General features: G+C 61.1%; 9 protein-coding genes. 2 read left to right on the forward strand and 7 right to left on the reverse strand.

Annotated features, from left to right (window positions below):
- Positions 1–497: 497 nt before the first annotated feature.
- Positions 498–1,343, reverse strand: coding sequence for an SDR family NAD(P)-dependent oxidoreductase (locus tag AC5RUJ_RS00155; RefSeq protein ID WP_494024047.1), 846 nt, complete (start codon positions 1,341–1,343; stop codon positions 498–500).
- Positions 1,344–1,478: 135 nt separating this feature from the next.
- Positions 1,479–2,249 carry an SDR family NAD(P)-dependent oxidoreductase gene (locus AC5RUJ_RS00160; protein ID WP_494112244.1) on the reverse strand — a complete coding sequence of 257 codons (771 nt, stop codon included), beginning with the start codon at positions 2,247–2,249 and terminating at the stop codon, positions 1,479–1,481.
- A gap of 465 nt (positions 2,250–2,714) precedes the next feature.
- Here AC5RUJ_RS00160 and AC5RUJ_RS00165 point away from each other — a divergent pair, with 465 nt between their 5' ends.
- Positions 2,715–3,998 carry a cytochrome P450 gene (locus AC5RUJ_RS00165; RefSeq protein WP_494127670.1) on the forward strand — a complete coding sequence of 428 codons (1,284 nt, stop codon included), beginning with the start codon at positions 2,715–2,717 and terminating at the stop codon, positions 3,996–3,998.
- Positions 3,999–4,445: 447 nt separating this feature from the next.
- On the opposite strand, the gene AC5RUJ_RS00170 is transcribed toward AC5RUJ_RS00165, so the two are convergent.
- Positions 4,446–4,961: a hypothetical protein gene (locus tag AC5RUJ_RS00170; RefSeq protein WP_494024050.1), complete on the reverse strand. Its 516-nt coding sequence runs from the start codon at positions 4,959–4,961 to the stop codon at positions 4,446–4,448.
- 161 nt (positions 4,962–5,122) lie between these two features.
- Positions 5,123–5,860 carry a glucose 1-dehydrogenase gene (locus tag AC5RUJ_RS00175; protein WP_494024051.1) on the reverse strand — a complete coding sequence of 246 codons (738 nt, stop codon included), beginning with the start codon at positions 5,858–5,860 and terminating at the stop codon, positions 5,123–5,125.
- Between the two features lie 582 nt (positions 5,861–6,442).
- Here AC5RUJ_RS00175 and AC5RUJ_RS00180 point away from each other — a divergent pair.
- Entirely contained in the window at positions 6,443–7,546 is a 1,104-nt protein-coding gene (locus AC5RUJ_RS00180; protein ID WP_494155530.1) for a cytochrome P450, read from the forward strand.
- 709 nt (positions 7,547–8,255) lie between these two features.
- Here the strand turns inward: AC5RUJ_RS00180 and AC5RUJ_RS00185 are convergent.
- From AC5RUJ_RS00185 to AC5RUJ_RS00195, 3 genes are all read right to left on the reverse strand, one after another.
- Positions 8,256–8,663, reverse strand: a complete 408-nt coding sequence (locus tag AC5RUJ_RS00185) for a nuclear transport factor 2 family protein (RefSeq protein ID WP_494024053.1) — start codon at positions 8,661–8,663, stop codon at positions 8,256–8,258.
- Between the two features lie 77 nt (positions 8,664–8,740).
- Positions 8,741–9,343 carry a TetR/AcrR family transcriptional regulator gene (locus AC5RUJ_RS00190; RefSeq protein ID WP_494127669.1) on the reverse strand — a complete coding sequence of 201 codons (603 nt, stop codon included), beginning with the start codon at positions 9,341–9,343 and terminating at the stop codon, positions 8,741–8,743.
- A gap of 125 nt (positions 9,344–9,468) precedes the next feature.
- Positions 9,469–10,989 carry a class I adenylate-forming enzyme family protein gene (locus AC5RUJ_RS00195; protein ID WP_494127668.1) on the reverse strand — a complete coding sequence of 507 codons (1,521 nt, stop codon included), beginning with the start codon at positions 10,987–10,989 and terminating at the stop codon, positions 9,469–9,471.
- Positions 10,990–11,035: the final 46 nt, after the last annotated feature.

An 11,035-nucleotide genomic window follows, 5' to 3' on the forward strand; every position in this document is an offset into this window, starting at 1 on the left:
TTTAGGGGCCGCGAATGCCGAGAGAACCAACACACGCGTGAGTCCCTCGGTGCCCTTCTTCGAGGGATGGTTTCCCGGATTTAGGTCCCGGCCCGCCCGGTCACCGGCGCAAACCGGAGGAGACCCATCACCCTGCTGAGGCCAAGTCCTTGCCAATGATCCGTGCTTCCGCCCGGACGCCGACCGGCGACTCGGACGTCAAGACGTGGTGAAGAGGGGTACCTCTCCAAGTTCTTCGAACCAGGCAAGGATCTCGGCACGCGAGCTGCGCCAGCACGATCCTCGCTGCACCGGTGCTGGCAACGACCTCAAGATCTGCTGCCATGCTCTCCCACCCACGAAGCCGAAGTTATCCCCCGTTTACCGAGCCCGGCCAACGTTTGACCGCCCGGCATGTTGGGGACCTTCCAGGAAACGGGCTGCGGGGCTCAAGCGGGAACACGGGCCGGACAGGGCGTCGGAAGGTATGAACCCTGCCTAGTCCTGACCTGCGTAGGTCAGTTCCCCACCTGGGCCACTGAGTCCGCAGCCAAGGGGATCATGGGTTCAGGGAGGGTTTCCATGACGTAGAGATTGGCTGTCAGTCCGCCGTCCACGACGAGATTGGAGCCGGTAATTGCGGAGGCGTCGTCGGAAGCCAAGAAAGCGACGGCTGCGGCGATCTCCTCGGGTTCCACCAGCCGGCGGATCGGCACCCGGGTGAAGTCGTGCAACATGTGATCCAGGACGTTGGGCGTGGAGGTCTTGTGCACCATGTCCGTGTTGACGAAACCGGGGGCTACGCAATTGACGCGGACCCCCAGCGGAGACAGCTCCGCGGCCATGGAGCGTGCCATGCTGACGACAGCGGCCTTTGTGGACGTATAAGCCGTGAATGGTCCGTCGGCGCCTAGGGCATCGATCGAAGAGATATGGATGATGGACCCGGCCCCGGAGTCGACCATGCGGCGAGCGGCATTCTGGGACATGAGGAAGGTGCCAAACACATTCGTCCTGTACGTTCGCTCAACGGTCTCGAGATCAAGCTCCAGGAACGGAGGTTCCTCGAATACGGCTGCGTTGTTTACCAAGATGTCGAAGCGACCCCACTTCTCGATCACCGAGTCATAAATCCTCGTTACGTCGACCTGGTCGGTGATGTCAGCGCTGATCGCCATAGCACTGCCACCAGCGCGCTCGATGCTTGCAGCGGCCTCCTCGATGGACTGGCGGGTGCGCCCGACGACGGCGACGTGGGCGCCTTCGGCAGCAAGCCGGTGAGCGATGGATTCACCGATGCCTCGCCCAGATCCGGTGACGATGGCTACCCGGTTTTTCAGGCGGGGAAAAATGGTGCTGTTCATGGTTGAGCGTCCGTTCGTGGTCGGGGCGGGGGAGTGTCGACTGCGCGCCGAGAAGGTGACTGTCTTGGATTTTTTGCGGGAAGTGACCCAACTCGCTGGCGGCACAACGCTCAGCAGGGCCCCCGCGCGAGCCGGCTAGATGGGATTCCGTGCCGCCGTGAGCCAGCCGCCGTCGATCACGACCTCGGTGCCGTGTATAAACGACGAGTCATCACTTGCCAGGTAGACGGCCAGTTTGGCTATGTCGGTTGGTTCGCCCCAACGCTGTGCAGGGGTGCGGGCGATCTCGGTCTCCGTGTCCGGAAGCGTTTCCGACCCGCCTTCCGGCATGGTCAACCCGGTCCTTGTTGCACCGGGACAAATGGCGTTGACGCGGATGCCGTGCCGACCGTAATCGAAGGAAAGTTGACGGGTCAGACCAAGCACCCCATGCTTGGCTGCAGTATAAGGCGTACCCCCACCGGCTGCGCTGAGCGAAGCAATGCTTGCGGTATTGAGGATGACGCCGCCTCCATGCTCGAGCATGCCCGGGATCACTTCACGCGAGACCAAGAATGGACCCGTGAGGTTCACCGCGATCGTCCGATGCCACTCGTCAAGAGGGATCTCGTGCGCCGGGCGGAAACTGTCAATGATGCCGGCGTTATTGCACAGAACATCGATTTTCCCAGCCCAGTCGGTAACCTCAGCGATCGCACGCGCCACCGAAGCAGGATCACTGATGTCGATCTGGATGGCGATCGCGTCGGCGCCGGACGGCAGGTTACCGACCGTCTCCTGGGCTCGTTCAAGGTTGATGTCTAGGGCGCCGACCCGAGCGCCCTTGGCCACGAATTCCTCGACCATCGCGCGCCCCATCCCGGATCCTGCACCGGTAATCACGACGACTTTGTTATCAAGGGACATGTTTTCTCGGCTTCCTGTCCAACGTGTGCGCCAGCGGGATTGACGACGCATTTATACGGAACGGCGGGCAATCTCCGTCGGAGCGCCGGCACCATGTGACTTATGTCATTTTCAAACTCGATCCTAGTTCATTCATTGAATGAGTGTAAAGGGGTCGCGCACGACGAAGGGGCGCGGTCATGCGCCTGCCTTGCAAGAGATGTGACTCTTGACACGCACCACTATTTCATGTTCATTAAGGAAGTATGTATCTCCCTAAACGGCTGCTGGACGAGCGGATGCGCCATGAGCTGACACCGCTTCACCTGCAAAGGTATTCGACGCCAATAGCCACGGCCTCGGCAGAGGCGACGTGGCGATAGCGGGGGCGACGGGGGCCCGATCTCTGGGACCACTCACTGATGCCGCAGATGTCTGCATCGCCGAGACCTTGCGTTCTTGGCATGACCAGAAACAGAGGAAGCCATGGAAAGCACTTCATCTCTAATCAAGACCCCACGTAAGGACCGTGCTGCCTTTCGATTCGGGGGCATCGCACTGAACACCTGTGTGACTCTCCCCCCCGGGGACGGGAAGCTGTCGGCAAATGAGTATTACCCCTGGGACGACCCCGAGTTCGAACGCGACCCGAATCCTTGGTATGCGCGCGCCCAGGCCGAGCGGCCGGTACTGCTTGACGAGACGGGTGCATACGTGGTCGCGCGTTACGCCGATGTCATGGAATTCGGACAGTTGCCGTGTATGTCGGTCGAACCCGGCTGGGATGCGGCTGGACCGTGGTCGGTTGCGAGTTCCACGATCATCGGCAGGGATGCCCCGGATCACACCAGATTGCGGCGCCAGACGACAAAGTGGTTTGCCCCGAAAGCCGTGCGTGAGTGGGTCACAACGACTGCGGTAGTCACAAACGAGATCCTCGACGAGATGCAAGGAAACACCCTCGATGGTTGGCTCGATCTATCGCTCCTGCCAACGCACCGAACTATGTGCCGGGTGCTGCAGGTAGATGATGGCGACGCGAGCGATGTGATGGCCGAAATGGCCCAAACGATGCCTATGCTGGCGGCCCGGCCGCGGCCGGGAACACTCGAAATGGCTGCCGATGGTTTCGACAAGCTCGCCCAGCGCATGGACACGTTCATCAAAGCCCACAGGATCTCACCGTCCGACGGCCTCACCGACGCCTTGCTGGAAGCGCAGCAGGAGGGCAAAATGTCAGCCCAGGAGATGCGCGCCACCGCTCTCATGCTCTACAGCCTCGGGCATATGGACGTCGGCTACCTTGTCGCCGCCGGCCTGCGCATTTTCGCCGAGTTGCCCGAGGTCTATGAGGCCTTCCGAAATCAAGACGGCGCCCGCGATGCCATCATCAACGAGATGGTCCGGTACGACCCGCCTGAGTTGTCTTTCTACCGCACCACGCTGGAGGATGTCACCATCCAGGGTGTGCAGATCCCGGCCGGATCGCGGCTTCGGTACATGATGGGGGCCGCAAACCGTGACCCCGACTTCTTCGAGGATCCGCACCGTTTCGACTTCCGCCGCCCCCAGGACCACAGCAAGAACCTGTCGTTCGGCCTCGGTCCGCACACCTGCGCCGGCCAAGGGTATGCCCGCAGCCAGGCACGTACCATCTTCGAAACGGTGGCCGCACGCTTCAAAACCATCGAGTTGGCTGCGCCATTCGAGATGGACAATACTGACTTTTCACGGCACTTCACCAAGCTTCCGCTGCGCTTGGGGAACTGAAGGCCAAGGCATGCGGGCGATGCAGCCGAGCGAGGGCCTGAAGTGCGGGAAGAGGCGCAAGCAATGCTTGCGCCTGAGTGTTCGGGTCCACCACGATGGGACGGCGGACCGCTACTGACCTCTTGCCGCTGAGATGGGCACTTGCCCCACTTTGCCGGGGAGGGTGAAGAGTGAGGTTATCTGCCGTGATCACGATTGGTGACGGCGGGAGGTTTTAGCGCACTGCCGGCCGCTGGTTCCGCGACGCGGTAGCCGCCTCGCACATCGCCCGGCGGCTGCCAAGGACACCACAGCAAGGCCGCTCCATGGTGACGTCACGCCATCCCAAGACTTCTAGGGAAGGCGTGGCATCTGCGGTCGAGGACTCGATGAATCGGGCGGCAGCACGCCCGATTGTCCCAGCGCCATGGGCCTCCGCTCACGAGGCGCAGCAATTTGCTGGGTTGTTTACGCACGGTCTGTCAGACGCCGGTGTTCATCCAAGAACTTCACCAAAGGCGCCACGGGATCAGCGGCGCCTTGCAGCTCCCGCTGCACGAATTCAAGAAAGGCTTCCTCATGGGCGACGACGCGGCTCGTTACCGCCTGATCGGCCTCATCGCTCATTGCGTGAAGCCGCTTCATGCCTTTCAGAGCGACCTCAGCGAGTGGCTCTATCTTCCGAAAATACCCGGACCATCCCTCACTGATGGATTCGTTTGTGAAGTCCTCTCCGATCTGCCAGGCAGCGTCTCTATCGAACGAGACTCCGTGTCGCTCCAGGACCGGCAGCAGCATGTCACCGGTCTCCCTTTCCACATCGGCGAGAAGACGCGCAGCGTACCGCTGGTAATCGTTTTCTGCCAACGACACGAGCGAGGCGTACATCGCTTCACCGACGACCTCGCCCTCATAGGCTTTACGCAATAAGATCTCCCACGGCGCGTCAGGCTCAGCGCGGACGGTTTCATTCACCTTGTTCACTGATGCATCTCCTTTGTCGCACTGTTTAGACGCCGAACTTATGGGACGGGAAGCGTCCGACGAGAATAGTCGTCGCCGGACAACGGTTGTGAAGCATGCTCATGTTTTTCATTCGATAGGGGAGCGGACTCTAGGGCTCGAGCACCACCTGGCGATACGTACTACCTCGCTGTGTATCCCCCGTCGATGACGTGGTCAGCACCGGTCGTGTAACTAGACTCGTCTGAGGCCAAGTACAGGGCAAGATATGCGACCTCGTCCGGCGACCCGAAGCGTCCGATAGGGGTGTCCGCTACGGGTATGTCGAGGTCCGCGATCATGCGAGTGTTCACCTCGCCGGGGGCAATGGCGTTGACGCGAATGCCAAATGGAGCCAATTCCAGAGCCGCAGCCTTGGTCATGCCCCGGACCGCCCACTTCGAGGCCGTATAGGCAAAGTTGTCTACCATGCCTACCATGGCCGCGCTCGAGGCTATGTTCACGATGGAACCCCGGCCGGCGCGCTTCATGCCGGGGATGACTGCCTGCATACCAAGCAAGACGCCAATTTGGTTCACTTCGATGGTTTTCCTGTAGTCCTCCAGCGAGATGTCGTCGATCCTGTTGAGAAGGAGGATCCCGGCGTTGTTGACGAGTACGGTCACCTCCCCGAAGCGCGAATTGGCGATCGACATCGCGTTTTCCCAGTCTGCGGGGGCCGACACATCGACGCGCACAAAAACTGCCGCTTCGCCAAGCTCATCGGCGAGATGTTTTCCTCGCTTTTCATCCAGATCGGCAATGACAATCTGAGCGCCATGGCGTGCCAGCATTCTCACATGCGCCTCGCCCATGCCCTGGGCTCCCCCGGTGACGATAGCCACCTTGCCCGCCACTCGTCTCTTGTCCATATCGCCCATCGAACCCCTCCACCCTTAGACAGTCTTTATTGAATCTACGTTAACTTTAGACGTGGCGGCCATAAAAGGCGATCCTCCAAGGTGCGCAACGATTGGCCTCAGGGTTCATGAGCAACTGAAGGCGAGAAGAAGCGGGGTTGGCATCATCTCCGCCACCAACGAATCAGCTCTCAAACCCGGTAAACCAGCTCAAAATCCCGAACATGCTCCTCCTCCGAAGTGTATTGGCCATTGTGGTGGGTCAAACTCTTGGTCCCGGCGTGATTGGATCCCGTGCGTCTCTCCCTGAATACGAGCGGCTTATCGACGACTGTTGACGGCTGCCTGTGATCCAATTAACATCAATTAAAGAAGTGCCCGTGGATTGCTGATTTGCCAAACTGGCGCTCAGGGATTGCCGGCCGAGTCGAAGCGTGAAGCAGCGCCACTGCCCCGGCCGCCCTGCCACGCAACTCGTATGACCCTGATGAAAGAGACACCGTGACAACGACACAGCATGTGCCCACCGCACCCCCTGGCGAGAACCTCCTGCCTTGGCGGGACCCGGCATTCGTCAAGGCTCCTTGGCCGTGGTTTGCGCGTGTGCGCGAAGAGTTCCCCCTCCTCCAGCTCGAGGACGGCACGATTGTCGTCACTCGTTACGATGACGTCACCGAGCACCTCAAGAGCGCCTCACTCGTCGCTGTGCCTCCGGAAGGGATCGGAGACAGCCCTTGGGCCAACAACCTCAACTCCGTGTTGCTCGCCGAGGGCGAGCGGCACAGCAGGATACACAAGTCGTTCCGCAAATGGCTGACGCCCAAAGCGGCCAAGGGAATGGGCGACGTAGCCGCCGAGTCAGCACGCACGGCTCTTGACAGGATGGGAGCGGACGGGATCATAAATGCCCACCGGGACCTCGGTGTGCAGCCAGCCCAAGACGCAATGGCCTCGGTGCTCGGAATCCCGCGCGAGGACGGTATGCCCTACATCCTGGCCACCAACCAGACTATGGACGCCCTTGGCTGGGAACCCACGGAAGAGGAAAAGACCCGAGCCTGGGAGGGGTTTGGGTTCATGATGTTCAACGCGGATCGCTTGATCAAGGAGAAGAGAAAGAACCCCGGTGAAGGGCTCATCGACGAGATGATCAGGATCACGGACGAGGGTGGCCTGACCGATCGGGAGCTCAAAGAATCGCTGCAGATTTTGTGGGGGTCCGCCGCGCACAACCCGGGCTACACCATGGCCTCGGCACTGGCCGACATGGCCGCTTATCCAGAGGCATGGAAGGCCTATCGGGAAGACCCTGACACGCGTACCGCAATCATCAACGAGGCGTTCCGGCGTGCCCTGCCAGAGGTGCTTGTCGATCGATACACCACTGAACCCTACGAAATCCGGGGAGTCAGGATTCCTCCCAACACCATGGTTCGGTTCATTCTTGGGGCAGCCGTCCGCGATCCGGAGGTCTTTCGCGATCCCGATGGATTCGACTGGACTCGCCCAGCCTCAGCCAGCATGGCCATCGCTTTCGGAGCGGGCACTCACAGCTGTTGCGGGCAGGCCGTCGCACGGATTGAGATGCGCGCTGTGCTCGATGTCCTCGCCGAGCGGGCCGAGAAAATCGAGATCGTCGGAGAGCCGGACTGGGTCTTTTCCGACCGGCATCGCAACTGCGAGGGACTGACAGTACGGCTTTCCTGAACAGTCGGGGGGCGGCCGTCTTGACATCATGGCGGCCGCCTCTCACTCCTCGGCGCCGTCATCTGCGCCGAGTGCCGCGGCTGTGGCAGGTCCTGCGGCCAAGAACTCGCGATCGGCGGCCTATGGCCCACCCGGAACGCTCGCCTCCCGCCAGAACCACTAAGGCCCGGGCCCGACGGGGCTGGCTCAAACCGGTCCAACCCAACTGCTGACGTGACTGGAAGCAGTACGGCCTTCCAAGCTCAGGATAGTGACCACGCAGTGGGCCTCGAGGGCTCTTCTCCTCGTCCTGACCTCACGCCGGCGGGCAGCCTCAGTACGGAAGCTCGGATCGTCACCGCGATCGTCGGCAAGGACTTCGTCTCCGCAGGAGATGGCCTTCTACTCCGGATCCGCACCGGTGACCGGTAGCTCGGCTACTTCAATCCGCGGCGGCCATCCCTTCGAATAAGAAGAGTGCTACGGCCGGAAACGCGCCGAGGGGAAACGCCGCAAATAAGCGTCGATTGCCTTGGCCGGACGCCGCGGCCCTGCCCACTTCGCCATGCTCCGCGACCGTCAAAACACCCCCGCTTGCAGCAGCTTAATCCTCTGCGGAAGAACATGGGGACACCCTGGGTGGATCCGGGCGACCCCGGAAGCGAAGATGTAGCCCGGAGCGAGGTCCGGGCTACATCTCCACCGAGCGTTCTCGACCAGAAGCCTTAGTTCAGCTGAGGTCACCGAAGAAGGCGTCTACCTCGGGCTGGTTCATGTCGCTGAAGTAGCACTCGACGATCTTATTTTCTTTGAAGCGATAAAAGCCCAGGCGATCCGTCTTGACCGACCGATCGCCCTTGCCCCAGACTTCATGAACCATCATGAGCACACCGTCATCACCGACGAGCAGGATTTCGTCCTCGTCGCCGACTTCCCAGCGATCTACGTAGTCATTCACACGACCGATCCAGTCGTTCACGAAGGCGTCGCGGCCATGGTAGTCACCTGCGAGCGGCCCGTTCCCCCCCATGTGCACAACGACGTCATCGGCAAAAAAAGCGATGCCGGCCTCTTGGTCCCCGCGGCCCCAGGCCTCGTGGTACTGACGCAGTAGCTCCCGTGTAGATTCGGCGCTCATAATATCCTCCAGCGAAGTCGTAGCTTGGGTAGGCCAGGCCACCCAAGGCAGTTGATTGATCGTTTATCCTCGTGGTGCTAATTGGTTGACTGGGGCTTGGCCGGCTGGCTCGCGGCCTCCTGCTCGATGGCTTTGACCCCGACCATCCGGCGGGCTAGGTCGACCATCTTGTCAGCCACTTGGGTGCTGGTCAGCGGCCCTTGGGGGTTGAACCAAGTGTGGGAGTACTCGCAGATCGTGATGATTGCCGAGGCCGTCACCTTGAGATCGTCGATGTCGAAGACACCGAGGGTCTGGCCCCGCTGCAACAGAAGTCGCACGTCGCCGCGATACTCAATTTGGAGTTGGCGCGTCGGCTCGAACCGCTCGGTCGGGATATTTGGGCTCTGAACGCGGCTTAGGTCGAACGCACGAGCGGACTCCGTCTGATCAAGCTGCCAAATCACGTGAGCTCGCACCAATTGCTCGAGCTGCTCGACGGGATCCGTCGATGTCGTGGCCGCCCGGACGAAATCAACGAAATCGCGCATCGAAGCCTCTATGACTTCGATGTATAGATCCTCCTTCGACGGGAAGTACCAGTAAAGGGCGGGAGCGGAAACACCTAGTTCGGCGGCGATCCGTTTCAAGCTCGTGCCTGCGTACCCGACACTGAGGAACATCTTGGTCGCTTCGGCCATGACGCGGTCCCGTCCGACCTGACCCCGTGCATCACCATTAGTTCGCCCGGGTGTTTTTTTCGGTACCCGACGTTGCGTAGTCGTCGTCATGTTGTTCCCCTCCAAGGGCGGCCTTTGGGCTTGCCTTACTTTACGTTTATCACGAGCGCGGAAAAATGCTCCGCCGTTGCACGGCGGTCAATCTTGCCGCTTGCCGTCCGCGGCAATGCATCGGAGACGAAAATCCGTTCAGGCACCGCGTAGTCCGGAAGGGCGGACTGGACATGTCGCATAATTCGATCCTCATCGAAGTGCTGGCCGGGCTTCTTCTCCACGGCAGCGTAGACGCGCTGCTGCAGGATGGGGTCGGGTAGCGGGAAGACGATGCTCTGAGCCACCGCGGCGTCCTCCGCAATTAGCCCTTCGACGTGGGTGGGGAGAATCTTCTCGCCGCCCCGATTGATCACATCGTCGACCCGGCCTTCGATGTAGTAGAAGCCCTCCTCATCGACGCGGGCCAGGTCGCCCGTGCGCAGCCAGCCATCCGTGATTTTCGCGGCGGTCAGTTCTTGCTGCTGCCAGTAACCCTTCATTATGGTCGGGCCCTGAACAAGCAGTTCGCCGACTTCGCCGGGCGCGACATCCTGGTTGTTCTCGCCCACGATGCGGATGCTCGTGCCGGGGACCGCATGGCCGACGGACTCTCCGCGCGAAGCGGCGTGCTCAGGCCCGAGGAACGAAATGGCCGACCCGTATTCTGTCAAGCCGTAGCCGTGATACAGGCGCAGTTTCGGCCACCGTTCCAAGTACTCATGGATCCAGCTTGCCGGCATGGGCGAGCCGCCATATAGCAGGATTCGCATGGGCTCGAGCGCTTCGTCGGCGCCCTCGGCCAGCATGATGAGCCGGTGGATGCTCGGCACCGCCGCCAGATAAGTCACCGGGCGGGCACGGAGTGCTTCTATCGCCAAGGCGGTCTTGTACTTCCGCAACAGATCCGTTCGACCGCCCACCAACAACATGTGACCTAACTGGTCGACAAAGCCAGTGTTGTGAAAGAGCGGAACCACGACGAGGGTAGATTCCTCCGGCCCGGTGTGCATGACCCGCACGAACGCCCACGAGGCTTGAGTAAGCGCGTCATGCGTTAGAGTCGCACCCTTCGGACGGCCCGTGGTTCCCGAAGTGAAGCTGATCAACGCGGCAGCTTTCGGCGACGGGCTCGTCAGCGGCATCGGCTCGACAGGCAGCTCATGGTGCAGATCATGCACGGGAACCCCGCTCACGCCAGAGGAGAGCTCAGCATGGTCCTCGTCCCGCAGAACAAGTGCGGCTCCGAGCGTTGCGACCTGATCCGCGAACTGGCTGGGACTCAGGCGGTTGTTCGCAGGCACGATGACCGCCTCCAGGCCCAGCACGGCGAGATAATGCACGACCCACGAGGTGGTATTAAATCCCGCGATGACGACGCGGTCGCCGGCGGAGACACCCTGCGCGCGAAGCCAGGACCGGCACCGGCCGACATGCTCGGAAAGCTGGGCGTAGGTCAGTTCCTCGGGGCCGGCAGTCAAAGCCATCCGCCCCGGACTTTCAACCGCCCAATGTTCCAGTGCCTCGGGCAGTGTGGGGAAAGGCATCGGCATCGCTGATTTGTCCAACAGGCTCACGGCCCCTCCTTGGCATCGCTATACACATAGTTCATCACGTTTAACT

Source organism: Arthrobacter sp. Y3223164, from assembly GCF_059091005.1.